This is a genomic window from Acinetobacter uliginosus, assembly GCF_044130295.1.
GTDB lineage: Bacteria > Pseudomonadota > Gammaproteobacteria > Pseudomonadales > Moraxellaceae > Acinetobacter.
On record NZ_JBIQOC010000003.1, the window covers coordinates 56,757 to 83,702 of the forward strand.

At 41.6% G+C, this 26,946-nt stretch carries 27 protein-coding genes, 1 other RNA gene and 1 pseudogene; 12 read left to right on the plus strand and 17 right to left on the minus strand.

The genetic code is table 11. The annotated features are described in order from the left end of the window. Nucleotides 1-3: 3 nt before the first annotated feature. The 4 genes from ACE01T_RS01580 to ACE01T_RS01595 are packed head-to-tail and all read left to right on the plus strand — an operon-like array spanning nt 4 to nt 1,175. Nucleotides 4-339 (plus strand): phiTE_015 family protein, encoded by a 336-nt coding sequence (locus ACE01T_RS01580; RefSeq protein ID WP_395518623.1) that lies wholly within the window; start codon nt 4-6, stop codon nt 337-339. Then, nucleotides 332-646 carry a hypothetical protein gene (locus tag ACE01T_RS01585; protein WP_395518624.1) on the plus strand — a complete coding sequence of 105 codons (315 nt, stop codon included), beginning with the start codon at nt 332-334 and terminating at the stop codon, nt 644-646. The genes ACE01T_RS01580 and ACE01T_RS01585 overlap by 8 nt, the downstream gene beginning before the upstream one ends. After that, the gene (locus ACE01T_RS01590) at nt 643-954 is read left to right on the plus strand and encodes a hypothetical protein (protein ID WP_395518625.1); all 312 of its coding nucleotides are present in this window, start codon (nt 643-645) and stop codon (nt 952-954) included. Before ACE01T_RS01585 ends, ACE01T_RS01590 begins: the two co-directional genes overlap by 4 nt. Then, nucleotides 954-1,175, plus strand: a complete 222-nt coding sequence (locus ACE01T_RS01595; RefSeq protein WP_395518626.1) for a helix-turn-helix transcriptional regulator — start codon at nt 954-956, stop codon at nt 1,173-1,175. Before ACE01T_RS01590 ends, ACE01T_RS01595 begins: the two co-directional genes overlap by 1 nt. On the opposite strand, the gene ACE01T_RS01600 is transcribed toward ACE01T_RS01595, so the two are convergent. Continuing rightward, nucleotides 1,085-2,386 (minus strand): tyrosine-type recombinase/integrase, encoded by a 1,302-nt coding sequence (locus ACE01T_RS01600; protein WP_395518627.1) that lies wholly within the window; start codon nt 2,384-2,386, stop codon nt 1,085-1,087. The genes ACE01T_RS01595 and ACE01T_RS01600 overlap by 91 nt on opposite strands. Nucleotides 2,387-2,603: 217 nt before the next feature. On the opposite strand from ACE01T_RS01600, the gene ACE01T_RS01605 reads away from it, so the two are divergent. The 4 genes from ACE01T_RS01605 to ACE01T_RS01620 all read left to right on the plus strand — a co-directional run bounded on the left by ACE01T_RS01605 (nt 2,604) and on the right by ACE01T_RS01620 (nt 5,581). Next, entirely contained in the window at nt 2,604-3,278 is a 675-nt protein-coding gene (locus ACE01T_RS01605; RefSeq protein ID WP_395518628.1) for an HAD-IA family hydrolase, read from the plus strand. Beyond that, complete coding sequence (locus ACE01T_RS01610) at nt 3,271-3,708, plus strand: RNA-binding S4 domain-containing protein (RefSeq protein WP_180043585.1); 438 nt, start codon at nt 3,271-3,273, stop codon at nt 3,706-3,708. The genes ACE01T_RS01605 and ACE01T_RS01610 overlap by 8 nt, the downstream gene beginning before the upstream one ends. A gap of 156 nt (nt 3,709-3,864) precedes the next feature. Continuing rightward, the gene (recA, locus tag ACE01T_RS01615) at nt 3,865-4,908 is read left to right on the plus strand and encodes a recombinase RecA (RefSeq protein WP_180043583.1); all 1,044 of its coding nucleotides are present in this window, start codon (nt 3,865-3,867) and stop codon (nt 4,906-4,908) included. Nucleotides 4,909-4,981: 73 nt separating this feature from the next. Beyond that, nucleotides 4,982-5,581 carry a regulatory protein RecX gene (locus ACE01T_RS01620; protein WP_180043581.1) on the plus strand — a complete coding sequence of 200 codons (600 nt, stop codon included), beginning with the start codon at nt 4,982-4,984 and terminating at the stop codon, nt 5,579-5,581. A 41-nt stretch (nt 5,582-5,622) separates the two neighbouring features. Here the strand turns inward: ACE01T_RS01620 and ffs are convergent. Beyond that, nucleotides 5,623-5,719, minus strand: an RNA gene (gene ffs, locus ACE01T_RS01625) — signal recognition particle sRNA small type. 295 nt (nt 5,720-6,014) lie between these two features. Here ffs and ACE01T_RS01630 point away from each other — a divergent pair. Next, entirely contained in the window at nt 6,015-6,875 is an 861-nt protein-coding gene (locus ACE01T_RS01630; RefSeq protein WP_180081293.1) for a YbgF trimerization domain-containing protein, read from the plus strand. A gap of 52 nt (nt 6,876-6,927) precedes the next feature. On the opposite strand, the gene lpxA is transcribed toward ACE01T_RS01630, so the two are convergent. From lpxA to rimO, 12 genes are all read right to left on the minus strand, one after another. Continuing rightward, nucleotides 6,928-7,716 carry an acyl-ACP--UDP-N-acetylglucosamine O-acyltransferase gene (gene lpxA / locus ACE01T_RS01635; RefSeq protein WP_180043576.1) on the minus strand — a complete coding sequence of 263 codons (789 nt, stop codon included), beginning with the start codon at nt 7,714-7,716 and terminating at the stop codon, nt 6,928-6,930. Continuing rightward, on the minus strand, nt 7,713-8,198 hold the full coding sequence (gene fabZ, locus ACE01T_RS01640; RefSeq protein ID WP_171263214.1) for a 3-hydroxyacyl-ACP dehydratase FabZ: 486 nt from the start codon (nt 8,196-8,198) through the stop codon (nt 7,713-7,715). Before fabZ ends, lpxA begins: the two co-directional genes overlap by 4 nt. 5 nt (nt 8,199-8,203) lie before the next feature. Then, nucleotides 8,204-9,271 (minus strand): UDP-3-O-(3-hydroxymyristoyl)glucosamine N-acyltransferase, encoded by a 1,068-nt coding sequence (gene lpxD / locus ACE01T_RS01645; protein WP_086196389.1) that lies wholly within the window; start codon nt 9,269-9,271, stop codon nt 8,204-8,206. 3 nt (nt 9,272-9,274) lie between these two features. Continuing rightward, complete coding sequence (locus ACE01T_RS01650) at nt 9,275-9,772, minus strand: OmpH/Skp family outer membrane protein (RefSeq protein WP_086196390.1); 498 nt, start codon at nt 9,770-9,772, stop codon at nt 9,275-9,277. A 35-nt stretch (nt 9,773-9,807) separates the two neighbouring features. Beyond that, nucleotides 9,808-12,315 (minus strand): outer membrane protein assembly factor BamA, encoded by a 2,508-nt coding sequence (gene bamA, locus ACE01T_RS01655; RefSeq protein ID WP_395518629.1) that lies wholly within the window; start codon nt 12,313-12,315, stop codon nt 9,808-9,810. A 41-nt stretch (nt 12,316-12,356) separates the two neighbouring features. Next, complete coding sequence (gene rseP / locus ACE01T_RS01660) at nt 12,357-13,712, minus strand: RIP metalloprotease RseP (protein WP_395518630.1); 1,356 nt, start codon at nt 13,710-13,712, stop codon at nt 12,357-12,359. 3 nt (nt 13,713-13,715) lie between these two features. Further along, a complete protein-coding gene (ispC, locus tag ACE01T_RS01665) occupies nt 13,716-14,912 on the minus strand; it encodes a 1-deoxy-D-xylulose-5-phosphate reductoisomerase (protein WP_300046237.1) in 1,197 nt (398 codons plus the stop codon). Further along, nucleotides 14,913-15,737, minus strand: a complete 825-nt coding sequence (locus ACE01T_RS01670; RefSeq protein ID WP_395518631.1) for a phosphatidate cytidylyltransferase — start codon at nt 15,735-15,737, stop codon at nt 14,913-14,915. Between the two features lie 3 nt (nt 15,738-15,740). Beyond that, on the minus strand, nt 15,741-16,493 hold the full coding sequence (gene uppS, locus ACE01T_RS01675) for a polyprenyl diphosphate synthase (RefSeq protein WP_395518632.1): 753 nt from the start codon (nt 16,491-16,493) through the stop codon (nt 15,741-15,743). 6 nt (nt 16,494-16,499) lie between these two features. Continuing rightward, nucleotides 16,500-17,054: a ribosome recycling factor gene (frr, locus tag ACE01T_RS01680; protein ID WP_092819386.1), complete on the minus strand. Its 555-nt coding sequence runs from the start codon at nt 17,052-17,054 to the stop codon at nt 16,500-16,502. A gap of 78 nt (nt 17,055-17,132) precedes the next feature. Beyond that, the gene (pyrH, locus tag ACE01T_RS01685) at nt 17,133-17,861 is read right to left on the minus strand and encodes a UMP kinase (RefSeq protein WP_086196397.1); all 729 of its coding nucleotides are present in this window, start codon (nt 17,859-17,861) and stop codon (nt 17,133-17,135) included. 58 nt (nt 17,862-17,919) lie between these two features. Next, nucleotides 17,920-19,263, minus strand: a complete 1,344-nt coding sequence (gene rimO, locus ACE01T_RS01690) for a 30S ribosomal protein S12 methylthiotransferase RimO (RefSeq protein WP_395518633.1) — start codon at nt 19,261-19,263, stop codon at nt 17,920-17,922. 360 nt (nt 19,264-19,623) lie between these two features. Here rimO and glnL point away from each other — a divergent pair, with 360 nt between their 5' ends. Beyond that, nucleotides 19,624-20,733, plus strand: coding sequence for a nitrogen regulation protein NR(II) (gene glnL, locus ACE01T_RS01695; RefSeq protein WP_166168179.1), 1,110 nt, complete (start codon nt 19,624-19,626; stop codon nt 20,731-20,733). Then, nucleotides 20,720-22,198, plus strand: coding sequence for a nitrogen regulation protein NR(I) (gene glnG, locus ACE01T_RS01700; protein WP_349929535.1), 1,479 nt, complete (start codon nt 20,720-20,722; stop codon nt 22,196-22,198). Before glnL ends, glnG begins: the two co-directional genes overlap by 14 nt. 67 nt (nt 22,199-22,265) lie before the next feature. Here the strand turns inward: glnG and ACE01T_RS01705 are convergent, their stop codons facing one another. The 3 genes from ACE01T_RS01705 to mnmG all read right to left on the minus strand — a co-directional run bounded on the left by ACE01T_RS01705 (nt 22,266) and on the right by mnmG (nt 26,117). Continuing rightward, on the minus strand, nt 22,266-22,592 hold the full coding sequence (locus ACE01T_RS01705) for a hypothetical protein (RefSeq protein WP_395518634.1): 327 nt from the start codon (nt 22,590-22,592) through the stop codon (nt 22,266-22,268). Between the two features lie 121 nt (nt 22,593-22,713). Continuing rightward, nucleotides 22,714-23,919 (minus strand): 3-(3-hydroxy-phenyl)propionate transporter MhpT, encoded by a 1,206-nt coding sequence (gene mhpT / locus ACE01T_RS01710; protein ID WP_300046225.1) that lies wholly within the window; start codon nt 23,917-23,919, stop codon nt 22,714-22,716. Nucleotides 23,920-24,227: 308 nt separating this feature from the next. Continuing rightward, nucleotides 24,228-26,117, minus strand: a complete 1,890-nt coding sequence (gene mnmG, locus ACE01T_RS01715; RefSeq protein ID WP_395518635.1) for a tRNA uridine-5-carboxymethylaminomethyl(34) synthesis enzyme MnmG — start codon at nt 26,115-26,117, stop codon at nt 24,228-24,230. Nucleotides 26,118-26,371: 254 nt separating this feature from the next. Between mnmG and ACE01T_RS01720 the strand changes: the two are divergent. Further along, nucleotides 26,372-26,716, plus strand: a pseudogene (locus tag ACE01T_RS01720) (hypothetical protein); the annotation flags it as partial. Nucleotides 26,717-26,946: the final 230 nt, after the last annotated feature.

Genomic DNA, 26,946 nt, shown 5'->3' on the forward strand with positions numbered 1-26,946 from the left:
GTGATGGATATTCAAAAAGAAAGAAAGGCGTTTGAGACATGGTTATTTTCAACTGAAAAGTTTAAGTGTAGAAACAAAAGCTTCCTATTTATGTTGGATGATTTTGGCACTTATGAAGATCAGCCCGTATTAGAACATTGGGAGACTTGGCAAGCAGCCAAAACCAAAGCAGTGCCGGAATGCAAATGGTCGCAAAATGAGGATGGTTATTTTGATGCTTCATGCGGTCAAAGCTTTGTATTTTCTGAACCTGAAGATAAGCCAAGCAAACACAAATTTACTCACTGTTGTTTTTGTGGTGGCAAGTTGGTTGAAGCACAGGAGCCAGCCAATGACTGAAATTCAAAAAACAAACATCCGGTTTGCTCAGATTCAGATCGATAACCTTGTGGCACGTGATAAGCCTTACATTGATTCATGGTCAGCTGGTGATGTTGGTTCGTTCAATGCGATTTTAAATGCGGTGGATTTTGACAATGAGTTCACTTTTGATATGCGCGGATGGTCAAGACAACGTGTTCAAAGTGGTACTGGCGCAATGCTTGAAATCAATGAAATGAATGCGGATAAGTTGTATCACTTGTTTACGACTTATTTAAGCGGATTGCCGAGTGATGTGGTAATGAGCTTGGGGGAGGTTCCATGAGAAGTCCTGATCAAATTGGAATTACCTGGGAAGAAAATCAACTCTTGATGCAGCAGCTAAGAGAAAAGGCTGCATTAGAGAATCGCCGCCAGCACAATATTTTTGAGGTTGGGGATAAGGTTGTCTATTACACCCTGCCACACGAAAGATTGTTTTACGTTAAAGCGGTTTTAAATGGCTCGATTGTTGTGCACGAATGTTTGGATGAATTGAGTGCAAGGTGCTTTAGTGAATTTAATCCATATGATGAGATTCGCCACGCGACTGATGCGGAAATTGAAGCAGGTAAAAGATTGGAGGTGGATTGATGGGTTTATATATTTCAACGCCTGACTTGTTAAAGCGCTATGGAATATCTAAGGGTACTTTGATCAACTGGCGCAATAAACAGGATTTTCCTGAACCAGTGATCAAAGCACATGGGCGTTCAAGCAGTCGCTACGGTATTAAAGCTGTAGCATCATGGGAGGAAAGAAACGGATTACTTGAGTCTCTTGATATACAACCTTTAATGTCAAATCGCTCATGATTATCCAAGATGGCGCAAAGCTTATAAAACCACTTTTCATAAGCTTGCGCCTGATCACTCAAGTATTCATGTAAATCATACGTTCCCCATATCGCCGGCAATCCATGCCCAAGCATAATTTCACAAATATGTGGTGGTGCAAGTTCAGAAATATGTGTTCGCATTGTTCTACGCAAATCATGTGTCGACCATTGATCAATATCGACATCAAATATCTTTTTAATGCCATTGCTAACATACATTGGTATTGTTGTTTGAAACCCCTTCTCTAACATTGTGTATTTCTTTCCTTTTAAGTTAGGAAAAGCATACTCACAACTGTCAGGCGACAATGAAAATACATATTTTAAAAATGGAACAATTTGAGGAATGATGGGGCGAATAATGGGTTTATGTGTTTTATCCCCCATCTTGTGATTTTCAGGCGGGATGTGCCAGATATTCTCTTGAAAATCGAAGTCTGACTTTTTAGCTAATCGCAATTCTGAGACACGGCATCCAAAAAATAGAAGCATAATAATTATGGCCTTGTTTTTTGGTGACATCCCATTACTTCTAAGCGATGCATGCACTACCCAATATACTTCTTGTTCTGATAGATAGCGTGACCGCTTTACCTTCTTCACGTTTAGATCGGCAGCCTTCAGATGCTGGATGGGCTGATTATTCAACTTTCCGTGAATACACCCCCATCGCATAATCATTTTTAAATTACCAAGAATTTTCACTGCCACTGTTTTTGCATTGGCTGTGATTGCAAATAACAGATCCGACCAATCTTGCAGTGAAACTTCATCACAGATACGTTTCCCAATACGTGGGTAAACATGGATTTCAAAGGCTCGATAATCATCCTTATATGCGACCTTATTAATACCAATCGTATTAAACCAAAGGTCGCAAATCTCTTTTACGGTTGGTTGCTTTGCATAGTCGTCTTCACGTTTAAGCTTTAATTGTAGTGGGTCCTTCCCCTGATCCAATTCAGTTTTATATTTCTGAACCAGTATTCTGGCATCTTTTAGACTCATCAATGGGTATGTACCAACATCTATACGCTTGGCTTTTCCATTAAAGCGGTATCGGTACTGAAATACTATTTTCCCTTTTGGTGATATGCGAACAGACAATGCATCTCGATCAGTTACCACCTCAACTTTATCGCGTGCTTTACCGTTATTCGATTTTAACCATGAGTCACTTAAAGCCATGTTACGTATCATCCAATGCGCTATAATTTTCACATTCATGTACAAGACAAAAATATGTACACAGATTTGTACATAATTTTTCTTGAAACGTAAACACATTTGTTGAACTTTGAAAATATTTAAAAAGCGTTGATAAATGCAAAAAATGAATATTTCACTGATTTTATGGTTTTTCTATGTACCTTGTTGAACTTTGAAAAACATTGGAGATTTTTGAATGGAAAGGCCGACTATTATCTTTGACATGGATGGTACGCTTCTCGATCTTGCTTATGATGATTTCATCTGGAATCATCAACTCCCTATTTGCTATGCAGAAAAGCATAACTGTACACTCGAACAAAGTACCCAAGCGCTATTTCAGTTTTACCAGCAATACAATCATACCTTAAATTGGTATTCCACACGCTTCTGGAGTGCAAAAGTAGGGGTTGATACATTGGCGCTGCAACAGGAATTTCAACACAAGGTAACTTTACGTCCAGGATGTATTGAACTGCTGGAATATCTTAAAGCTCATGGCTATGCCTGCTGGATTGCAACCAATGCCGATTGTGAAGGCCTGAAATTCAAACTTGAACAGACCCGGATTGCACATTACTTTGATGTCATAATCAGTAGTGAAGTGATTGGTCACGCCAAAGAAAACATCGAATTTTGGCAGAAACTCCATTCACTGCACCCCTTTCAGGTCGAACATACCTATTTTATTGATGACACTGAAAAAGTACTCAAAGGTGCAGAAAAATTTGGTATCCAGCATTTAATTACCATTGCCCAGCCCTCATCTCAAAAAGAAGTTAGGACCGAAAGTTCCTATCCCATTTTACAAGAGCTGACCGATTTAATGGTGATTTTAAAACAAGCTGAGGATCTGAAAAAATATGCCTAATTCTTCTCAACAGAACAATGTTGAAAGTATGCGTGTTGACAAATGGTTGTGGGCAGCACGTTTTTTTAAAACACGTTCAATATCCAAAGCTGCCATTGAAGGCGGTAAAGTTCATCATAACGGTGAACGGGTTAAAGTTTCCAAAGAAGTTCGTGTCGGTATGGAACTCACCATCCAGCAGGGTTTTGACCGTAAAACCGTTGTCATCAAGGCCTTATCCGCCGTTCGCGGTGCAGCACCGATTGCCCAGCAACTTTATGAAGAAACCGAAGTGAGTGTTGCAAGACGAGAGTTGATTGCCACCCAAAGAAAGTTGCATAATCTAGCCCGACCTGAACATCGGCCGAGTAAAAAAGATCGAAGACAAATCAGTAAATTCAAACAAGATAATGATCAGCAGTTCGATCAGCACTGGTCATATCATGATTAGAAGCTGTTGATATTTAAGCGTCACATTCTGTCGCATTCGACTGAATTGATATAGTACATAAGGAATGAATCTGTCACTATACTTGGGTGGAACACGTTTGAAAGCAACACATCCACTTAAGTGAATATTTTTGTGACATCGTTTTGAGGTTGTGAGATGGATGATAATAAAAGCAAGGCGCTGAATGCTGCCCTAAGCCAAATTGAAAAACAGTTTGGTAAAAATACAGTAATGCGCCTTGGTGATAATACTGTACAGGCCGTTGAAGCGGTCTCTACAGGCTCTTTAACCCTGGATATTGCTCTGGGTATTGGTGGTTTACCTAAAGGTCGTATCGTTGAAATTTACGGCCCTGAATCTTCAGGTAAAACCACCATGACTTTGCAAGCCATTGCAGAATGTCAAAAAGCGGGCGGTACATGTGCCTTCATTGATGCCGAACATGCTCTTGATCCGCAATATGCCCGCAAGTTAGGCGTAGACATCGACAATCTTTTGGTGTCACAACCGGACAATGGTGAACAGGCACTTGAAATTGCCGACATGCTGGTACGTTCTGGCGCCATTGACCTGATCGTGGTCGACTCCGTTGCAGCTCTAACCCCACGTGCGGAAATTGAAGGTGAAATGGGCGACTCGCACATGGGTCTGCAAGCCCGTTTAATGAGCCAGGCACTCCGTAAAATTACCGGTAATGCAAAACGCTCTAACTGTATGGTGATCTTCATTAACCAGATCCGTATGAAGATTGGCGTGATGTTTGGTAGCCCTGAAACCACAACGGGTGGTAATGCGCTTAAATTCTACGCTTCCGTACGCCTGGATATCCGCCGTATCGGTCAGGTGAAAGAAGGTGATGAAATCATCGGTTCGGAAACCCGCGTAAAAGTCGTGAAGAACAAGATGGCGCCTCCATTTAAAGAAGCGGTATTCCAGATTCTGTATGGTAAAGGTGTCAACCATTTAGGCGAATTGATTGACCTCGCCGTACAGCAAGAGATCATCCAAAAAGCTGGCGCATGGTATTCTTATCAGGGCGATAAAATTGGCCAAGGTAAAAACAACGTGATTCGCCATCTGGAAGAAAATCCACAAATTGCAGTGGAAGTGGAAAAACTGATTCGTGAACAGCTTCTCACCACAGGTACAACACCGGTAGAAGACAAGGATGAAGCTGAACCAGACTTTTTAGATGCTTAATTTCCAGCATAATAAAAGTTAAACTGTAAAACGCCCTACGGGGCGTTTTATATTTGATGTGATATAGACCCTTATGAGCAATCCCAAATTTCCTAATATGCTGGATTACGCAGCACTCAAGCAACAATTTGATGAGCCGCCTGGAGAATTGTCGACCTGTTCGATTCCGCCTAAAGAATCCGATGCTTTACACTTTGAAACTGACACCCAGCCCAAGCCTCAAGGCTTGACGGGCACACGCTTACGTTCCTACGCTTTTGCAGTATTGACACGTAAGGAATACTCAAAAGCGGATCTGATCGAGAAACTTGCACTTTATGCCGTGGATCGTGATGAAGTGCTAAAACTGGTGGATGAACTGGCGAGTGAAAATTATCAGAGTGATCAACGTGTAGCTGAAATGATGCTGTCAAGCCAGAAACGTAAAGGTAAAGGTCCAAACCGCATCAAGATGGCATTAAAATCAAAAAAAATTGATAGCAGTCTAATTCAAGATGAATTAAAAGAAACAGACTGGAATGAACAAGCCTATCAACTGAAAGTAAAAAAATTCGGTCTTGATGTCGAAAAAGAGCCAAAACTGAAAGCCAAACAAATACGCTTTTTGATGTATCGTGGATTTGAAATGGATGCGATTATGAAAGCGATTAGCCGAAGAGCAGAAGAAATATAAATAGCGGGAAGAAATAAAAATTATTATAAAACTGGTGGCAACCCTACCAGCAAGCCTTCGGCACATCATATTTCCACTACCGTTGCTACCTTCCGGTCCTGGCGGGGTTCGTGGAGTACAATTGCGAAGTAACCGGCAGGGCTACCATTGCAAGAACAGAGTATAGAGATTTTTAACTAACTTGCAAGTATTCCAAGCTGTTTTCCCGCAACATTACTTTTATTTGATTATTAAAAAAACAATATTGATTAAAAACAGCATTTTTGGATATTTTTTATCAGCACAATCAATTACTTTAAAACTATGACAAGATTGTAAACACATATTGCATTTCACGGGCCGGACGTTTTTAATGTCGTCATGTCTTTTAAATGGTCACACTTTAAAACCTCAGGTTTAGAAAGTACCAAAGAATACAAAATGGATGTTTTTTATGATGCTCAAACAGCATGCTTTATGTGTACTCACCTTGTTGGGTTCCACTTCACTTTATGCCAATGTCCCGATTGAATCACGCGGCTTGAGTCAAAATAACAGTATTGACCTCAGTGCTAACAATGTTGCCATTAATTCAGGTGCAACTGTTGCCAATGTGCCAACCAACCTAAATTGGCAAATCATACAAAAAAACCAGCAATTAGAAAATGACATTCGTGCATTACGCGGCAAAATTGAAGAACAGGACAACGAAATTGAAAAACTTAAACATGAACTGACCAATCGCTATACTGACCTAGACCAACGTCTGGAACTTCTGCAACAGAAAGTAGACCCAGAAAGTGCAGCTCCAGAGGAGGATAACCAACAGGATACTTCTCCCAGCAGCTCAAACAGCCAAGCCACAGTAGCATCTCATACATCCGCTAAAGAAGTGGCTCCAGCAACAGCCAAGCAAGCAGTTCCCGCCAATGCTCAGCCCTCTTCAACTGAACTTGATAAAGCAGCCTATACTGTAGCGCTGGATGCTTATAAACAAGGCGGTGCAAAAAAAGCCATTGCTCCTATGCAAAACTTTATCAAGAACAATCCCAATAGTATCTACATTAGTAATGCCTATTTCTGGCTGGCTGAATTTAATCTGGCCGTGGAACCGACCAATTATGCAGAAGCTAAAAAGAACTATAATATCGTGGTCAATCAATACCCCAATTCTGCCAAGGCATCACGTTCCCTATATCAACTCTACAATATAGCCAAAGATGTCGATCACAATATGACTCTCGCCAACCAGTTAAAAATAAAACTACAAAAAAATTATCCCAAATCTGAAGAAGCTGGATATCTGAAGAAATAAAAGACAAAAAAAGACACCTTAATAGGTGTCTTTTTTATAGCAGTATATTCGATTAACGAACAATACCACGCTTGGATTGCTCTAATGAATCAATCAATAACTGTACTTCAGGAGCCTCAGGCAACAGGTCGGTGCGAATCTGCTGTATGGCCTGCTCAGTAGTTAAAGCTTCTTTATAAATCAATTTAAAGGCTTGACGTAAGGCCTGGATCACATTTTTAGACCAACCCTTACGACGCATACCTTCAACATTCATTGCAAAGGCATGCGCTGGATTACCTGAAACCATGACATAAGCAGGTACATCTTTTAAGATTAACGAAGCACCACCGATCATGCTGTAAGAATCAATTTTGCAGAATTGATGAATACCTGAGTTTCCACCCACGACCACATAATCTCCAACCTGAACATGTCCGGCAACACCAACATTATTGGCAAAAATATTATGATCGCCCACCACACAGTCATGTGCAATATGTGTATTGACCATCAATAAATTATGACTACCGATTTTGGTAAGACCTTGATCTTGAACCGTACCACGATGCAAGCTGCAATGCTCACGAATAGAGTTATGATCACCAATTTCAAGCCAGGTCTCTTCGCCAGCATATTTTAAATCCTGACAAACTTCACCCACACTCGCGAACTGGAATATTTCGTTGTTTTTCCCAATACGAGTATAACCACCAACCACTACATGTGCATGTAGCTTGGTGCCCTCACCAATGGTGACCTGTGGCCCAATAATACAATAAGGGCCAATTTGTACATCTGCAGCAATGACTGCAGATGAGTCTATAATGGCGGTTGGGTGAATTAAATCGTTATTACTCATGCCTGCTCTATTTTCTGATGCGAAACCGTAATTTCCGCGGTTGTTGCTACAACGCCATCCACTGTGGCGATACAATTATATTTGTAAATTCCACGTTTGTGCATAACCAATTCTGATTTTAATACCAATTGGTCACCAGCAACGACCTGTTTTTTAAAACGGACTTTTTCAACACCCGCAAAAAGAAACAATGATCCTGGACCAGGTTTTTCATTATTCATGATAAAACCAAGTATACCAGAGACTTGAGCTAATGCCTCAACAATCAAAACGCCTGGCATAATCGGGTAGCCCGGGAAGTGCCCCTGTAAAAACTCTTCATTGATTGAAACATTCTTATAGCCCACAATGCCATTGTCAGTCACATCTACAATGCGATCGACCAATAAGAATGGATAGCGGTGAGGTAAATATTCACGAATTTGTTGAATGTGCATTGGCAATTCAGGTTTCGTAAATGCAGGAGTATTCGACTCAGTCATCATATCTATTTACGCTTAAAAGTTGATTCAAGGGACTCGATTTGAGCCTGTATATGATCAAGCCGTTTAAGTAACTGGGTCAATGGCACATCTGCTAATTGTTTAAAGCGTACTGCAGCCCGTTTCCAGTGCAAACTTTCCAGCATTGGTGTGCCAGAAGAATAGCTTCCTGCCTCAGAAATACTTTTTGTGACCATTGACATACCGGTAATTGTGACATTGTCGGCAATATTAATGTGACCTACCACCCCCACGGCTCCAGCCAGTACACAGTTTTTGCCAATTGTTGTGCTACCTGCTATACCACATTTCGCAGCAAGTGCTGTATTTGCACCAATTTTTACGTTATGGGCAATTTGCACAAGATTATCAATAATGACACCATCTTCCAGAAGAGTATCATCGAGTGCGCCACGGTCAATGCTGCAATTTGATCCAATTCTGACGTCATTTCCGATTTTAACTGAACCTAATTGTGCAATACGATGCCATTTACCTTGGTAAGGAGCAAAACCAAAGCCCTCTCCCCCAATCACGGTATTGGCATGAATACGGACACGATCCCCAATTTTTGTCTCACCAGTTAATGTGACATGTGAATCGATAAAGCATTGCTGACCAATTTCGACATCATCATCAATTTTAACGTGTGACTGAATGACGGTATCATCACCCACCACACAATGCTCACCAATAACAACATAATGTCCAATATAGGCACTATCGGCAATTATGGCAGAAGGGTGAATTTGAGCTGTACTTTCTATGCCCTGATGCAGATTTTTCTTTTCAAATACATGCGTCAGAATGGCAAAAGCCAGATAAGGATTGTCAACTACAATAAAATTATTGTGCGTATCTAACTGATTTTTTAGAGAGGAAGTAACGATCAATGCACCCGCCTTTGAAGCGCGTGCCTGATCCAGATATTTATCAGCATTTACAAATGCAATATGTTTCGCTTGAGCTGCATCCAAGCTGGCCAATCCTTCTAATATTAAATCAGATTGACCTACGTGCTCGCCCTGTACCAGACGGGCAAGATCTTCTAAGCGAAATTGTCTAGGATTCATTGATTACTTAATAACGTTAACCTTTTGAATCATTTTATCAGTTAAATCATATTTAGGGTCATAAGCAAGTGCTGAATTTTTATTCAAAACAACATCCAAGTTATTTTCTTTACGCAATTGTTCTGCCACTTGCTTAACTCGAGCCCCTAAAGTCTTGTTCATCATCTGAATCGTAGACTGAACGGTTGACTGTACACTTTGCTGCAGCGTATTAAATTCTTTTAGCTGAGTCTGAAATTGCACAGACATTTTTTGCTTTTCAGCATCAGATAAATTAGGCGTTTGCTGAGCACGTTGCTGTAGAGCTTCGAGTTCTTTAGCTAACTGTTCTAGTTTAGTGGTTTGCGGCTTGACTTTTTGCTGCAAAGAAACATTCTGCTGTTTTAAATAAGTGCTATTTTCTACCACTTTTTCCAGATCAACAACCCCATAACCAGCGGCATGTACTATCGACGTACTCGCCAAACCAGCAAAAACAAGGCTCATTAATATTTTCTTCATACACATATCCTCTTTAAACCCATTGAGGGTCGCACTTAGAAAGTACGACCAATTTCAAATTGGATATTTTTAGTATTATCACCGTCTTTTTCATTTAACGGATAAGCATAGCTGAGAGATAGTGGCCCAATCATGGTAATCCAGGTAAAACCTGCACCTACGCTATAACGCATATTACCAGCATCAAAGCCGAAGTTATCTTCGCAATATTGTTTCGCATTGACTTGAGTATTAGTCGAATCCAGATATAAGTTTCCTTTTGGAATATCACACTGAGTATCAAATACTTGTGCACCTTCAGCAAACAGCACTGGACGAACCTGACGGGTCCAATCCCCTTTAAATGGTAAAGGTAGTGCCAGTTCGGTACCAAATTGTACTAAAGCATTACCACCGACTTCTTCCGGATTATAATCTTTAGTTCCTGACTCATTATAAGTAACACCAGGATATCTAGGACCTAATGTACTGTTGTCATAACCACGTACTGAACCAAAACCACCGGCATAGAAATTTTTATAGAATGGCAAGTCGTTACCATAACCCAACTTACCATAACCACGTAATACAAAGCCCTTACCTAAAGGCTGGAAGGCTTGGGCATCATAAGTAATTTTTTGATATTCCACATCACTGCCTGGTAATGCAATTTCACCATTCACACGATGTGACATACCTGATGTAGGGAAAACAGGACGGTTCAAAGTATTATAAGACCAACCTAAATTAAGGTTATAGGTTAGGAAATCACCATTAAACTTATTATCAAAAGTTACTTCCTGGCCTGTTGGGCAGTTATATAGGCCTGTAGACGGATCAAGAACAGTATCTACATTACACTTTGTATCCGAACCAGTGGCTTTACCACCATTCGCTAGCAAATAGTCACGAACATAAGTAGATACATAAGGACCGGTAGTCACTTCTGTTTGGTCAATATTTAGACCTGCACTGATACTCTGGTTCTCATCAATTGGATAACCGAAGTTGATACCACCACCAAAACTATCGGTTACATAGTTATTGACGTTATAGTTATTATCCAGCTTGGTTTTACGGTAATACATGTTATAACCGCGACGTACACCATCAATGGTGAAGTACGGATCGGTTACGCTTAAATTATAATAGTCTTGTGTTTCTGAACGTGACAAGTCAATTGATACCGCATTACCTGTACCCAAGAAGTTGGTTTGACTTAAGCCCGCCTGGAAGGTTACACCACCACTTTGCGAGAAACCGACTGCCAGTGTACTGGTACCTGAATGCTGTTCTTCAACATTGACGTTCAAATCAACCTGGTCAGGTACGTTTGGAATGCGTGCCGGTTTAATATCGACTGTTTTAAAGAAACCTGTACGTTCTAGACGGACTTTAGATAAATCAATTTTTTCATTGCTGGCTAATGCACCTTCCATCTGGCGCATTTCGCGACGTAATACCTCATCGGCAGTTTTGCTATTACCAGTAAAATTGATACGACGAACCGTGACTTGCTGACCCGGATTAATATAATAGTTTAAATCAACCAGTTTGGTTTCTTTATTAATTTCAGGAACGACATTCACTTCAGCATAGTAATAACCGGCATTACCATACTTACGCAGTAAAAGCTGCTTGACTGCATTGACTTTTTCTTGAGAATAAATGTCGCCATCTTTATAAATTTGCAGTGCTTTTAATTCTTCAGGTTTATAAAGTGCATCACCCAAAAACTTGCTTTGACCAAATTTAAATTGTTCGCCTTCTTCTACCGCAACTTCGACAAAGATATTCTTTTTATCTTCACTCAAGTTCAAACTCGAGTTGGTGATATTGAAATTGATATAACCCTTGTTTAAATATAAAGCACGCAAAGCTTCAAGGCTGGCTGCCATCTTTTCACGCGCATAACGATCGTTACGGGTAACAATCGAACTCCAACCACTTTCCTTAACGGCAAAAGCCTGCTTAATGTCGCTTTCTTTAAAAACGGTATTGCCAATAATATTGATATCAACAACTTTAGCTGCCTTACCTTCAACAAAGTCAACAGTTAAATCAACACGGTTATTGGGTTTGGCAGTCGTGATGACCTTAACATCGGCATCATAACGACCTTGCTGCATATACTGCTGTTCAAGTTCAGTTTCAATGGTTTGCAAAGCAGATTTTTTCAAAACCTCGCCTTCTGCAATCCCCATCTTTTTCAGCCCTTCTTCCAGGGCTTCTTTAGGAATAAGTTTATTCCCCTTGAACTCAACCTTGGAAATAACCGGGCGTTCTACCACGCTAAAAACAAGCGTATCTGCTTGTTGAGATGCCTTGATATCATCAAACAGGCCAGTGGCATACAAGGCACGAATCGCATTTGCAATGATCGCATCATTAACCCGATCGCCAGCATTGACAGGCAACACTCCATAAACATTTTCTGGCGTTAAGCGAACAAGACCATCAATTTTGATATCGCGAACAATGAATTCATCTGCTGCATATACTTGTTGTACTGCTGCCATTGCACTAACGAGTGCCAAAGGCATAAATAAATGTGTGTGCTGCATGCCAGTCTTTTCCGATGTTAATTTATTACATATTTACGTTGTTATAAACGCATGAAGTCATTGAATAGTGCAAGGAGCATCATGCTACCGAGCAGTACCATACCAATTTTTAAACCAAACAATTGTATTTGTTCAGAAACAGGTTTACCACGAATTAGCTCAATAACATAGTAAACCAAGTGTCCACCATCAAGCATTGGTATAGGCAATAAATTTAAAATACCTAAACTCACGCTCATTAAGGCCATAAATGAGATAAAGGTTTGCCAACCCATTTCCGCACTTTGCCCTGCTACCTTGGCAATGGTGATCGGTCCAGATAAATTATCCAGCCCAATTAAACCACGGACCATCTTAACCATCGAGTTCAAAATCATACCTGAAATTTGGCCCGTTTTATCAACAGCCATCACCAGTGCTTCAGTCGGACTGTATTGAATGGTTTGCTTATATTCTTCGGGAATGGTTATTTTTCCAGGGGTACTTTGTACACCAAGCATACCTGAAACATTACCCATGCTGTCACGCTTGGCTTGTGGCATCACCTGTAAATGTAGCAGTTGATTTTGACGTAATACATCTATTTTTAATAATTTTTCTGGAGAAGCCTGAACAACTTGAACAACATCGAACCAGTCATTCATTTTCACACCATCAATGGCCACAATTTTATCGCCTTCTTTCATCCCCTGACGAATAGCGGCACCACCTTCACTCAGCTTGCTGACCACAGGAGCAATATATGGACGATATGGCATAAAGCCCAAACTATCCAATGCAGACTGGTCTTGATTTTTTAAGAAGTTCTGGATAGGCAAGTAAAAGGTTTGCAACTGACCGTGACGGTCTGCCTGAATTTCAATAGAACCGGTTTCACCAACACGATCCACCAAGGCAAAATTTAACTTTTCCCAGGTTGTGACTTGCGTTCCATCGACTGTTGCAATTTTGTCACCAACCTGCATTTGAGCTGTAGCTGCCGGAGTATTTGGCAACACTTTACCCACACGGGTGTTCAATTGTTCTTGCGATGGAATAAACAAAACCCAGAACAATAACACGGCAAAAACCAGATTGATTAACGGCCCGGCAGCAACAATTGCAATCCGTTTCCAGGGATGCTGACGGTTGAATGCCTTAGGTAAATCCTCTTCAGCAACGCTGCCTTCCCGTTCATCAAGCATTTTGACATAGCCACCTAACGGCAATGCTGAAAGCTGATATTGAATGCCCGATTTTTTAGAGGTCCACTTGACTAAGGTCGGCCCAAAGCCAATCGAATAAACTAAAACTTTAACACCCAGTTTACGCGCAACAATATAATGTCCAAACTCATGAATCGCAATGAGCGGTCCAAGAAGTAAAATTGCTGCCACAATCATAAACAAGGCACTCATGTTTTAGCTTCCTTTATTGATGACAATTTGCTGGGCAACAAATCGAGCCATTTGATCGACTTGTAAAATACGCTCAATCGACTCTGCAGCGCCCCCTTCAACCTGATTTAAAGTCTGTTCGACTACCTGAGGAATTTCTGTAAAGCCAATAGCACTTTTCAAAAAGGCAGCAACAGCAATCTCATTGGCAGCATTTAGAATTGCAGGTGCCAAACCGCCCGTTTGCATGGCCTGACGTGCAAGTTTTAATGCTGGAAAACGCAGTGTATCAGGTTCCTGAAAATCCAGTTGTTGATGGACAAACAGGTCAAGTGCAGGCACATGGGTTTGAATACGCTTTGGCCATGCAAGTGCATGCGCGATTGGCGTACACATATCAGGATTGCCCATTTGTGCCAAAGTCGACCCATCCACATATTGAACCATAGAATGAATGATACTCTGTGGATGTACCACCACTGTTACAAACTGTTCTGAAATTGCAAAGAGATGGCAAGCTTCGATCAGCTCCAGTCCTTTATTCATTAAAGTTGCCGAATCAACTGAAATTTTCTGACCCATAGACCAGTTAGGATGCTTGCATGCCTGTGCAGGAGTCACATTTAGCAGTTGTTCCCGACTATGGTTTAAAAATGGACCACCCGATGCGGTGAGCAGAATGCGCGACACCCCCTGTTTAGGTTGCCCATTGCGTTCTGCCTGAAAATAACCAGCAGGCAAACATTGAAAAATAGCATTATGCTCAGAATCGACTGGAAGCAATTCAGCCTGATAATCACGTGCTGCCTGCATCATGAGATCACCCGACATCACCAGTGCTTCTTTGTTGGCTAGCAAGACACGCTTACCGGCTTTAACCGCAGCCAAGGTTGGCAATAAGCCCGCAGCACCCACAATGGCTGCCATAACCACATCGACATCTGCATGTTCAGCAACAGCAATCAAACCCGCTTCATCAGTCAGAATTTCAATATCGGTTAAAGAATGATCATGAAAATATTGCTGTAATTCTTTAACACGACTAGAAGGAACGACCACAACTTTTGGCCGATATTGTTTGCATATTGCAACGAGTTCTAAAATTCTGCTATGCGCCGTGACTGCAAAAACAGAATACTTTTCAGGATGCTGTTGCAGAATTTTTAAGGTACTTTGACCGATTGAACCCGTTACACCTAATATACAAACAGATTGTGACATCTATAAATCTACACCAATAAGTTTCAAAACATACATGCCTGCAGCAAAAATTGGAGCAGCAGCAAGCAATGAATCAATACGGTCAAGCACCCCACCATGTCCTGGCAGAATACGACCCGAGTCTTTAATTCCAGCACGACGTTTAATCATGGATTCAAACAGATCGCCCAGAACCGAACTAAATACAGTAATCACAGATAAAATTAAAAACAAGATATGCTGTGCCAAGGTTAAATCCAAATAAAGGATTTCTACCGCGACCACAATCAGCATGGCAGTAAAAATACCACCATATAGACCTTCTACTGATTTATTTGGACTGACATCTGGAGCAAGTTTTTTCTTGCCCAGTTTACGCCCAACAAAATAAGCACCGCTATCTGCACCCCACACCAGTAAAAACAGGTACATGAGCCACCATGGCGAGCTATGCCATACAGAGAAAATTGCGGTGACTGCAGCAGAAACTAAAATAAATCCAATAATCTTTAAGCTGGAATTGTACCATCCATCATAGTTTGGATACGATTTAACCCAAAAAATACTGCAGATCCAGCAAATAATGGAAGCTGCCCAAAGCAGCAGAGCAATATCATTAAAATATAATGCCAAAGCTGCCAAAGCTGCAGTTGCAAGTCCATAAACCCAGGCTAAGGGCTTAATAAGATTTTTATTCTTTCTTGGCATAAGCTTAAACCACTCATACCCTGCAACCCCTGCTGCAACAATCATCAGCATAAACATTGGATACTGAGACTGTGTAGCAAACATACAACTCAGTACAACTGCTACCAATACCAATGCGGTTATAATCCGCTCTAACATTTATTAATTCTCAAGTTTCTCTTGTTGGATTTGCTCTGAAGTTTTACCAAAACGACGTTCACGTCCAGCAAAGACCGCGAATGCATCATCTAATTCTTCTACAGTAAATTCAGGCCACAAGGTTGGGGTAAAATATAGCTCAGCATACGCGGCTTGCCAAAGTAAAAAATTTGACAAACGATAATCACCCCCTGTACGAATGAGTAAATCTACAGCAGGCAAATCGGCCATGCAGACATGTTGCCCAAAAAGCTCCACATCAATATCTTCAACCGCAACTTTTTTCGCCAGCACATCTGCTGCAATCTGTTTTGCAGCCTGAGCCATATCCCACATACCACCATAACTGATGGCAATAGTTAAAGTCATGCTGTCGAACTTAGCAGTCCTTTGTTCGGCTTGCAACATTAACTCGCGCAAACGGTCGGACAAACGTGAACGATCGCCAATAAAACGTAAGGCAATATTGAATTTTTCCATCCGTGGCAATTGCTCATGAATGGTTTCTTCTAACAGTAGCATGAGCAAATCAACCTCAAACTGAGGGCGATTCCAGTTTTCACTGGAAAATGCAAAAACGGTTAGCGCTTGAATCTGATGTTTTCTACAGTGTTCAACAATCGGATCCAGGACATTTTTCCCTTCACGATGTCCAGCCCCTTTTTGCATTTGCTTTTTTTTTGCAAAACGATTGTTGCCATCCATGATGATGGCAACATGTTTTGGAAGAAGCATATTATCTTCTGATACGGTCATTCAATCTTAGACCTTCATCAATTCAGCTTCTTTAGCAGCCAGACGTTTTTCAACTTCAGCAACAAATTTATCAGTGATTTTCTGAATGTCATCACCTGCACGACGCTCATCATCTTCAGAAATTTCTTTTTCTTTCAGTAATGCCTTGATGTCACCCAACACATCACGACGAATGTTACGAATGGCAACTTTGGCATTTTCAGCCTCATTACGTGCAACTTTCTGCATATCACGACGTGTTTCTTCAGTCAGTGCCGCCATCGGTACACGAATCGCGTCAGCCGTAATTGGGTTCAAGCCCAAATCTGATTCACGAATCGCTTTATCAATTGCAGAGACCATTGAACGTTCAAATGGCTGAACAAGCAATGTACGCGAGTCTTCAACCCCCACGTTCGCCACCTGGTTTAATGGCACATCCGAGCCATAGTAAGGAACCATAACACCGTTCAGGATGGATGGATGCGCGCGTCCTGTACGGACCTTGGCAAAACCATGCTCCAAAGACTCAAGCGTCTTGTTCATACGGTCTTCAGCGTCTTTTTTAAGATCGTTAATCATGTGATCTTCCTTACTTAATTCTAAGAGATGTAATAACTAAATAGCGTGTAGTATAAAGAGCTTTCAGGCTCACGTACATTAATTCGTAACGTGAGTACCCTCTTTTTCACCCATCACCACTGAAAGCAATGAACCAGCTTTGTTCATGTCGAATACTTGAAGTGGCACGTTATGGTCACGACATAGGCAAATCGCGGTTAAATCCATCACACCTAGTTTTTCATCAAGTACCTGATCGAAAGTCAGTGCTTCGTATTTCACAGCATCATCGTATTTGCTTGGGTCTTTATTATAAACACCGTCCACTTTAGTTGCTTTTAGGATCAGGTTGGCTTCAATTTCGATACCACGTAAGCAGGCTGCTGTATCGGTAGTAAAGAACGGATTACCTGTACCGGCAACAAATACACAGACTTCGCCTTGAGTTAAATGACGAATCGCATCACGACTTGAATAAGATTCAACCACAGCACCAATTGGAAGTGCTGACATTAAGCGGGTTTTAATGTTACGGCGCACTAAAGCATCGCGTAATGCCAGACCATTCATTACCGTAGCCAACATACCCATCTGGTCACCGGTTACACGGCCAACCAGACCATCTTTTTGTAATTGGCTACCGCGGTACAGGTTACCACCGCCCACTACGATACCCACTTGTACGCCTAAACCGACCAAGTGCGCAATCGCCAGGGACATTTGATCAAGCACAGTGGCGTCAATACCCATATCTTTGTTTCCAGCCAGTGCTTCACCAGAAAGTTTCAATAAAATACGTGCATAACGGGGCTTTTTTGAGTCCAACATCAGGAAATCTCCAAATCTTCCAATATCTAAAATTTTATTCGTGTAGTTAAATTAAAAATCAGGCTGATTTAATGCGAATTAACTTTGCATACAAGTCATATTCATCGGCATCAGTAATTTCCACTTCCAGCAAATCACCCGCTTTAATCTGACTTTTATCAATATCTTCTACAAAGACATTACCATCAATTTCAGGCGCATCGGCATAAGAACGTGCAACTGCTACCGGGAACTCTTCTTCCAGATCATCCACCAGCACAGTCATGGTTTGGCCAATGCGTTTTTGCAGTTTGGCTGCAGAAATTTCCTGCTGCACTTGCATGAAACGTTCATAACGGTCTTGCTTGATTTCTTCCGCTACATGGTCTGGCAAATCATTGGCAGTTGCACCTTCAACTGGTGAGTAAGTAAAACAACCTACGCGATCAAGCTGAGCTTCTTTGAGCCATTCCAATAGCATTTGGAAGTCTTCTTCTGTTTCGCCAGGGAAACCCACCACAAAAGTTGAACGAATCACCAAATCTGGACATTTTTCACGCCACAATTTTAAACGCTCCAATGTATTTTCACTGTGCGCTGGACGTTTCATCAGTTTCAGGATTTTAGGGCTAGCATGCTGGAATGGAATATCCAGATAAGGTAGGATTTTACCTTGTGCCATCAAATCAATGACTGCATCCACATGCGGATATGGATAGACATAATGTAAACGTACCCAGATGCCTAATTGACCCAATGCTTCACACATATCGTAAAACTTGGTTTTAACTGGCTGGCCATTCCAGAAATCGAGTTTGTACTTGGTATCTACACCATAAGCAGAAGTATCCTGAGAAATCACCAGGACTTCTTTCACACCTGCACGCTTGAGCGCTGCTGCCTCTTCAAGTACAGAACCGACCGGACGTGATACCAGGTCACCGCGCATGCTTGGAATAATGCAGAAGGTACAACGATGGTTACAGCCTTCTGATATTTTTAGATAGGCATAATGTTTAGGGGTTAAACGAATACCCTGCTCCGGAACAAGGTCAATAAACGGATTATGTTTTGGTGGTTCAGGCACGTACTGGTGTACGGCTTCCATCACTTCTTGATATGCTGCAGCACCCGTCACTTTAAGGACATTGGGGTGCATCTGGCGAATTTTTTCTTCATCTTTACCCAAGCAGCCGGTCACAATCACACGACCATTTGCACTCATGGCTTCGCCAATTGCATCTAAAGATTCTTGTACTGCAGATTCAATAAAACCACAGGTATTAACAACTACTAAATCAGCACCATCGTAATCCGATGCTACATCATAACCTTCAGTCTTCAACTGAGTTAAAATTCGTTCGGAATCTACCAATGCCTTAGGACAACCTAAAGAAACAAAACCGACTTTGGGGGATTTCATGAATCTGCGCTCCACTATAATGCGCGTATTGTATGTCTTTTCCAATCATAAAAACAGGTGGAATCCCGACTCTTTGTATTACGCACCAAAATACGGCTATATTTTTAGCAAATAATTCAAACGCACCATTTTGGTTCACTAATAATTGTATTTCTATTACTATGAAATTGGAATTCTGTTATCAAAAACAAAAAAGCACAGTTTTATAGCGGCAGAATTTATATTTACCTCCATGCTCAAAGTTGGCGTGCATTTTGCTTTATTTCGACCACGTTTAACTCGTTGAATGTCCCATAACAGGGAGAAATGAAAAGAAGTGCAGATGCCATTGCGCTATTTTAATACAGGATGCTTTCGCAAATGGATCAACCCGTCGCTATCGACTATCGCCTTTTAGTGGATAATTTAACCACTGCAGTTTTATTGGTCGACAGTAACCTGAATATTTTTTATTTAAATTCTTCTTGCGAATCCTTGTTCGACATCAGTTTACTGCGGGCGGCGGGACAGCCGGTGTTAAATTTGCTGCATATGCCGGATGATGAGTTCAATACTGAAGAAGCCTTACTCAATACTTTTACAACCGGACAGCCCTATACCCGTCGCGAAGCGACCATTAGTGTCAATTTTAAAGATATTCATGTCGATTACACTGTATCTCTGATTAATTCGCAGAAACCCTATCATCCGCTCCTCTTGATTGAGCTGAATCAAATTGACCGGATGCTGAAAATATCCAAAGAAGAAAACCTGATTCAGCAGCATCAGGTGGCGAGACAACTGATTCGTGGTGTCGCCCATGAAATCAAAAACCCATTAGGCGGAATTCGTGGTGCTACCCAATTACTGGCGCGCAGCCTGAATGACCCGCAATACAAAGAATTTACCGACATTATTATTAGTGAAGTAGACCGTTTGCGTAATCTGGCCGACACCATGCTCGGCTCCCGCCAGCTACCAAGTTATGAACTGGTCAATGTACATGAGCCTCTGGAACGTGTACGTTCACTGATTACCAACCAGACCAAAAAGAAAATCAAAATTACCCGCGACTATGATCTGTCCTTGCCTGAAGTGATGGCAGATCGCGACCAGCTCATTCAGGTCATGCTCAATATCAGTGTCAATGCCGTACAGGCCATGATGGAAAACAGAGAATTCTTTGTTGATCATCAACCGGAACTGATTTTAAGAACCCGGATTCAGCGTCTAGTCACCATTAATGGAGTATTAAAACGTTCTGCGGTCCGTATTGATATTGAAGACAACGGTCCCGGCGTTCCGGAAGAAATTTTAGAATCGGTATTTTATCCACTGGTCACAGGACGTGCTAAAGGCACCGGACTGGGCCTGAGCATTGCACAGAATATTATGCACCAACATAACGGAATGATTGAATGCCAATCTGTTCCAGGAAAAACAGTATTTAGCTTATATTTACCTTGGGAGTCTAACCATGTCGCGAAATAAAATATGGGTCATTGATGATGATCGTGCCATGCGCTGGGTTTTGGAAAAAACCTTCAAAGAAGAAGGCTTTGACGTGACCAGTTTTGAAGAGGCACAGTCTGCACTGGATCAGCTCAGCATAGATGCACCTGATGTTATTTTAACTGACATTCGTATGCCTGGCATCGATGGTCTGACTTTCCTGGGCAAAGTCAAAGGCACCCATCCTGATTTACCAGTTATTATCATGACCGCGCATTCAGATCTGGAATCTGCCGTGTCCAGCTATCAAACCGGTGCTTTTGAATATCTGCCAAAACCCTTTGATATTGATGAAGCACTGGCACTAGTCAACCGTGCCATCCTGCATATTGCCAAGTTACAGCAGCAAGAATCTGCCAAAGTCACCCCAGCCATTCAATCGACTGAAATTATTGGTGAATCTCCTGCCATGCAGGAAGTGTTCCGTGCAATTGGCCGTTTATCCCAATCGCACATTACCGTATTGATCAATGGTGAATCGGGAACTGGTAAAGAGCTGGTCGCACATGCGTTACACCGCCATTCGCCACGCAGCAGCAAACCTTTTATTGCCTTGAATATGGCAGCCATTCCTAAAGACCTGATTGAAACCGAACTTTTCGGACATGAAAAAGGTGCTTTTACCGGTGCCAACTCACAGCGCCAAGGCCGTTTCGAACAAGCTAATGGTGGCACCCTGTTTCTAGATGAAATTGGTGACATGCCATTTGAAACCCAAACCCGTTTACTGCGTGTTCTGGCAGATGGCGAGTTCTATCGTGTCGGTGGACATATCCCGGTGAAGGTCGATGTACGTATTGTTGCAGCAACCCATCAGGATCTGGAAAAACTGGTGCATGACGGACGCTTCCGTGAAGACTTGTATCACCGTCTGAATGTGATCCGTATTCATATTCCAAAACTGGCCCATCGTCGGGAAGACATCCCTATGCTGGCGCAGCATTTCTTGGCCCGTGCAGGTAAAGAACTGGGTGTCAATCCTAAAATCTTGCGTCCAGAAACTCAGGAATATATGCAACAGCTACCGTGGCAGGGTAACGTGCGTCAGTTAGAAAATACCTGTCGCTGGCTGACTGTCATGATTACCGGACGTGAAGTTTATCCTGAAGACCTGCCTTCAGAACTGAAACAGATTCCAATTCAGCGCTCAGCTGAAGATGCACAACCACACAACACCTTTGACCGTATTTCCCTTCATCATTGGGATGAGTTATTGGGTCAATGGGCCATCCAGAAACTGAAAAATGGTGAAATGAAGATTCTGGACATTGCTACACCCATGTTTGAACGCACGCTAATTACTGCCGCTTTGCAGCAAACTCGCGGGCGTAAACGTCATGCAGCTGAATTACTGGGCTGGGGACGCAATACCCTAACCCGCAAATTAAAAGAGCTAGGCATGGACACTGCCGATGATGATGTAGAAGAAGAAATCGAAAGCTAAACTTTTCTATCCATAAAAAAGCGCCTAAGGGCGCTTTTTTATTATTGTATTTTCACCTAGTAAATACTTACGCAGTAAAACCCACATAACGAAAATAGCCTTCAGCCCCCAGATCAGATTTAAAAATCAGATAATCGGGATACGTAGCTTGGATAATTTCGGCGCACATATTCACCTGGTCATCATGGGCATGCAGATCATCTACAGAGCGCAGCATGGTGTGTTCGAATTCATCCGTGATATATTCAAAGCCAATATCCATAGCGATAAACAAGACATGTTCACAGGGTTGTATATATTGTTCTTCAGCCCAATTGATCACGTGCTGCTGACAGTGTGGACATTGGATATTATCTGTAGCTTGAATATTAAGTTCGATCAGTTGATAGCTCATAACATTTTAAATTCAGTTTTCTATCCAACTATATTAACAAACTCAAGTAAAGTGAATGCTTAAAATACTTAACAAAAAAAAGGGAATCCTCAAGATTCCCCTTTTTTATAGTCTTATACTTTTATTTATGTGCTGCTTTATAACGTGAGAGTGCAGTCACCGCTACTGCCGAGATAGCCACAGCAGGTAAACTGGCCATTAAAATCCCTGTTGTTCCCAAGCCGATCGCCAAAATTTTTCCTGTCAGTAACGGCCCAGTCATTGCACCTAATCGCCCCAAAGAAATCGCACTGCCCACGCCTGTGACTTTACCTGTACCCGAATAGAAAATCGGTGAAATGCCATACAGAATCGATTGTCCGCCTGTCGAGAAAATCCCGCCCATAAAGCCTGCCAAAACAAGTACTGGAATAGAGCTAGAGGTAAATAACAGTACAAGGGCAATAAATAAACCACTATAGATAATCACCGCCATTTGCCACAGTTTTAAACGGTCCAGCAAATAACCCAAAGCCAGAGTACCAATTACAGCACCTACCTGGAATACCAGCATCACCATAAAAGCCTGTGGTTTTTCCAAGCCTTGTTCCATAAGCAAATTAGGTAACCAGCTAATCAAAATATAATTGATCATCAAGGTAAAGAAAAAGCCTACCCAAAGCGGCATGGTATATTTATATTGCTGGTTTTTAAATAGCACCTCAACCATACCCGGAACAGCTTCATCTATAGCTTGCTCAACAGCGACTTTCTTAGGCTTGTCTTTAAGAATAATCGCCATAAATGGCAGCAGAACTAAAGGGGTTAAGCCACCAATCAAAAATAGAGTATGCCAAGAAATATCTTTAAATAAGATAGCCAGGCCTGCAACGAAAATTGCGCCTACCGGTAATCCACAATACATCAAGCTGTTCAGCTTGCCGCGATTGGCTTCAGTCGCCTCATCACCCACCACAGAAATCATGGTTGGCATCGCAGCACCCAAGCCTAAGCCGGTAAAAAAGCGCGCTGCATATAAAATTTCCATACTCGGCGCGATCGCAGTAAGCGACATAAATAGGCCGAAAATTGCAATTGAAAGCATTAAAACTTTCTTCTGACCCAAAAAGTCGGCAACACGTCCACCAAAGAACGCGCCAAACAACATACCAAAAACACCCAAACTAAATACATAGCCCATTTGCACCTGGTCTAGAGCAAATGTTTCAGCAATTCCTTTTGCGGCAATACCGGGAGCCTGAAGATCAAAACCTTCAAAAAATGCGACCCAAAAACACAAAAATACTGTTAAGAATTTCTGCATTTTACCTGTTTGTATTTGTGCCATGATTGAACTCCGTCCATATTAAGCAAATTAGCCCACAGCAATTTGCTTCACTATTTTCAGATCAATCTGTTGAAATAAATACCACTACAATGGTCGGGTTTAATGTGCGCTACCTCAAAGAAAATCATTCAAATTAGACATAAAAGATTAAACAAATAGACATAATAGATCTTAATTTTATTTATTATTTCATATTTTCAAATACTTATAATTTTGGTAGTTATTTATGATCAAACCATAGTCAAAAGTAATAGTTTAAAATTAAATGATAAAAAAGCCCGCATTTAGCGGGCTTTTATTAACTTGACTCACATTGTATTAAGCAGTTTTTTCGCTTGATTGTTCTTACGAATGGTAATCATCACCAGTTGAACTGCTGCTGGTGTTACGCCTGGAATACGGCTTGCTTGAGCCAATGTTTCAGGACGCACATCTTTTAATTTAAGTGTAATTTCCCGAGAAAGACCAGAAACCACATCATAATCAAAGTCTGCTGGAATACGAGTTTCTTCCAGACGCTTCATTTGCGCCACATCTTCTTGCTGACGGTTGATATAACCTTCGTACTTCACCGCAATTTCAATTTGCTCACCGACAAATGCAGAAACTTCTGAACCTGTCAGTTCCGCAATTTGAGCAAAGCTGATGTTAGGACGTTTCAACAAATCAATAGCAGAACATTCTTTAGACAAGTCTGCACCAGTCATTTCCACGAATTTTTTACCCATCGGGTTGTTTGGCGCAGCCCAAAGGTGTTGCAAACGGCCTTTTTCTGTTTCTACCGCTTCCATTTTTTCACAGTAAGATTCCCAACGCTCATCATCCACCAGACCCATTTCACGGCCAATGGCAGTTAAACGCTGATCCGCATTGTCTTCACGCAGCATCAAACGATATTCCGCACGTGAGGTAAACATGCGGTACGGTTCTTTGGTCCCGAGTGTAATCAAGTCATCAACCAATACGCCCATGTACGCTTCATCACGTTTCGGTGTCCATTGTTCCTGATCCCATGCACGGCGTGCCGCATTCAAACCTGCCAACAAACCTTGCGCACCTGCTTCTTCATAACCAGTTGTACCATTAATTTGACCTGCAAAGTACAGGTTATTGATGGCTTTAGTTTCCAATGAGAATTTCAAGGCTTGCGGGTTAAAATAGTCATATTCAATGGCATAACCCGGACGAAGAATATGTGCATTCTCCATACCACGAATTGAGCGCACCAGTTCAAACTGCACATCAAATGGAAGCGATGTTGAAATACCGTTAGGATAAAGCTCATGGGTATCCAGGCCTTCTGGCTCAAGGAATACCTGGTGCGAATCTTTATCGGCAAATTTGTGAATTTTATCTTCAATCGATGGGCAGTAACGTGGACCTACGCCTTCAATCACACCGGTATACATTGGTGAACGGTCAAGTCCTCCACGAATGATGTCATGCGTGCGTTCATTGGTATGCGTAATATAGCAGTTGATCTGTTCCGGATGCATGGATGCATCACCCATGAATGACATGGTCGGAGACGGGAAATCCCCCGGCTGCGGAGTCATGACAGAAAAATCTACTGAACGTGCATCAATACGCGGTGGCGTACCTGTTTTTAAACGACCTACAGGCAAGTTTAATTCACGTAAGCGTGCAGCCAATGCAATAGATGGAGGATCACCGGCACGACCACCAGAGGCATTATTCAAGCCGATGTGAATCACACCACCCAAGAAAGTACCGGTCGTCAACACGACAGTTTTAGCATCAAAGCGGATGCCCATTTGGGTCACAACACCTTTAACGGTATCGCCTTCAACAATCAGGTCATCTGCCGCTTGCTGGAAAATATCCAGATTCGCCTGATTTTCCAGAGTATGACGAATTGCAGCTTTAAAACGTACACGGTCAGCCTGGGCACGTGTTGCACGTACTGCAGCACCTTTACGTGAATTCAGGATACGGAACTGAATACCACCTTTATCGGCAGCCAATGCCATTGCACCGCCCAAAGCATCAATTTCACGAACCAGATGTGATTTACCAATACCACCAATGGCCGGGTTACAGCTCATCTGCCCTAAAGTCTCAATGTTGTGAGTCAAGAGCAGAGTCTGTCGACCCATACGCGCTGCAGCAAGGGCTGCTTCGGTACCTGCGTGACCGCCACCGATAACAATGACATCGTAAACTTTAGGATAATGCATAATGGTTTGAGAGATAAAAAATGATGACGGAGTATTATATCAAAACTGAACAAAATAAGTTGACAAAATGAGTCGAATTTCTTGAAGAAGATTGAAGAGATTTTTAACCTTTTAATGTTGCAATGTAATTCCGCTTTTCAGACTCGCTATAGAAATGAAACATTTAAGTAAATTTTTTTACTTGATTAGCATTGTTTAAATTTGATTACTTTTTAATCTATAGATTGGATACATTACGAACAAAGGTATAAAAGATGAATAAGAATATTTTCCTCTCATCCATACTCTGTGGTTTATGTCTTACGCCATTTGCAGCTTCAGCAAATGATAAGGTCGAAAAGGTATATGATACTCAAAGGTACCAAAAGGCGTGTAAAGGTAAAAGTCAGGGTGCACAGGTGAGTTTTGCATATCGAGGTATTATCTGGAATGGTACCTGTGAACCTCAATTCTTTCCTTCAGTAAAAAATTCGTCCATCGCAGGAGATGAACCTGAGTTAACCAGTGCATGTAGCGGAGATACCGGTGCAACAACTGTAAACATCAACGGGACTGAAGTTAAAGGTAAATGTACTTTAGGTTTTATGGCTCCTCGTCCTTCTTCTCAACCCCAAATGCAGATGCAACAATCTCAGCCACAAATGCACATGCAGCATGCTCAACCAGAAATGCAAACCCAGCCTCAAATGCAGCCAAAACCTGAGATGCAACCACAATAATCACCATAAAATGTTAATTTTATTAAAATTATTAACGGGTAAAATACCTAGGTTTTACCCGTTTCATATATTGCTTATTTAAAAATCTTGTTTAAACTCTACGGATATCA

Coding starts and splice junctions, on each gene's coding strand:
- glnG (WP_349929535.1), top strand. CDS start 20,720: ATGTCGCGAAATAAAATATGGGTCATTGATGATGATCGTGCCATGCGC.
- ACE01T_RS01620 (WP_180043581.1), top strand. CDS start 4,982: ATGAGCAATCCCAAATTTCCTAATATGCTGGATTACGCAGCACTCAAG.
- ACE01T_RS01605 (WP_395518628.1), top strand. CDS start 2,604: ATGGAAAGGCCGACTATTATCTTTGACATGGATGGTACGCTTCTCGAT.
- ACE01T_RS01650 (WP_086196390.1), bottom strand. CDS start 9,772: ATGAAGAAAATATTAATGAGCCTTGTTTTTGCTGGTTTGGCGAGTACG.
- lpxD (WP_086196389.1), bottom strand. CDS start 9,271: ATGAATCCTAGACAATTTCGCTTAGAAGATCTTGCCCGTCTGGTACAG.
- rseP (WP_395518630.1), bottom strand. CDS start 13,712: ATGAGTGCCTTGTTTATGATTGTGGCAGCAATTTTACTTCTTGGACCG.
- recA (WP_180043583.1), top strand. CDS start 3,865: ATGGATGATAATAAAAGCAAGGCGCTGAATGCTGCCCTAAGCCAAATT.
- frr (WP_092819386.1), bottom strand. CDS start 17,054: ATGATTAACGATCTTAAAAAAGACGCTGAAGACCGTATGAACAAGACG.
- pyrH (WP_086196397.1), bottom strand. CDS start 17,861: ATGTTGGACTCAAAAAAGCCCCGTTATGCACGTATTTTATTGAAACTT.
- ACE01T_RS01590 (WP_395518625.1), top strand. CDS start 643: ATGAGAAGTCCTGATCAAATTGGAATTACCTGGGAAGAAAATCAACTC.
- bamA (WP_395518629.1), bottom strand. CDS start 12,315: ATGCAGCACACACATTTATTTATGCCTTTGGCACTCGTTAGTGCAATG.
- ACE01T_RS01600 (WP_395518627.1), bottom strand. CDS start 2,386: ATGGCTTTAAGTGACTCATGGTTAAAATCGAATAACGGTAAAGCACGC.
- ispC (WP_300046237.1), bottom strand. CDS start 14,912: ATGTCACAATCTGTTTGTATATTAGGTGTAACGGGTTCAATCGGTCAA.
- ACE01T_RS01585 (WP_395518624.1), top strand. CDS start 332: ATGACTGAAATTCAAAAAACAAACATCCGGTTTGCTCAGATTCAGATC.
- mhpT (WP_300046225.1), bottom strand. CDS start 23,919: ATGGCACAAATACAAACAGGTAAAATGCAGAAATTCTTAACAGTATTT.
- ACE01T_RS01580 (WP_395518623.1), top strand. CDS start 4: ATGGATATTCAAAAAGAAAGAAAGGCGTTTGAGACATGGTTATTTTCA.
- ACE01T_RS01630 (WP_180081293.1), top strand. CDS start 6,015: ATGATGCTCAAACAGCATGCTTTATGTGTACTCACCTTGTTGGGTTCC.
- ACE01T_RS01670 (WP_395518631.1), bottom strand. CDS start 15,737: ATGTTAGAGCGGATTATAACCGCATTGGTATTGGTAGCAGTTGTACTG.
- uppS (WP_395518632.1), bottom strand. CDS start 16,493: ATGACCGTATCAGAAGATAATATGCTTCTTCCAAAACATGTTGCCATC.
- ACE01T_RS01610 (WP_180043585.1), top strand. CDS start 3,271: ATGCCTAATTCTTCTCAACAGAACAATGTTGAAAGTATGCGTGTTGAC.
- ACE01T_RS01595 (WP_395518626.1), top strand. CDS start 954: ATGGGTTTATATATTTCAACGCCTGACTTGTTAAAGCGCTATGGAATA.
- fabZ (WP_171263214.1), bottom strand. CDS start 8,198: ATGACTGAGTCGAATACTCCTGCATTTACGAAACCTGAATTGCCAATG.
- glnL (WP_166168179.1), top strand. CDS start 19,624: ATGGATCAACCCGTCGCTATCGACTATCGCCTTTTAGTGGATAATTTA.
- lpxA (WP_180043576.1), bottom strand. CDS start 7,716: ATGAGTAATAACGATTTAATTCACCCAACCGCCATTATAGACTCATCT.
- rimO (WP_395518633.1), bottom strand. CDS start 19,263: ATGAAATCCCCCAAAGTCGGTTTTGTTTCTTTAGGTTGTCCTAAGGCA.
- ACE01T_RS01705 (WP_395518634.1), bottom strand. CDS start 22,592: ATGAGCTATCAACTGATCGAACTTAATATTCAAGCTACAGATAATATC.
- mnmG (WP_395518635.1), bottom strand. CDS start 26,117: ATGCATTATCCTAAAGTTTACGATGTCATTGTTATCGGTGGCGGTCAC.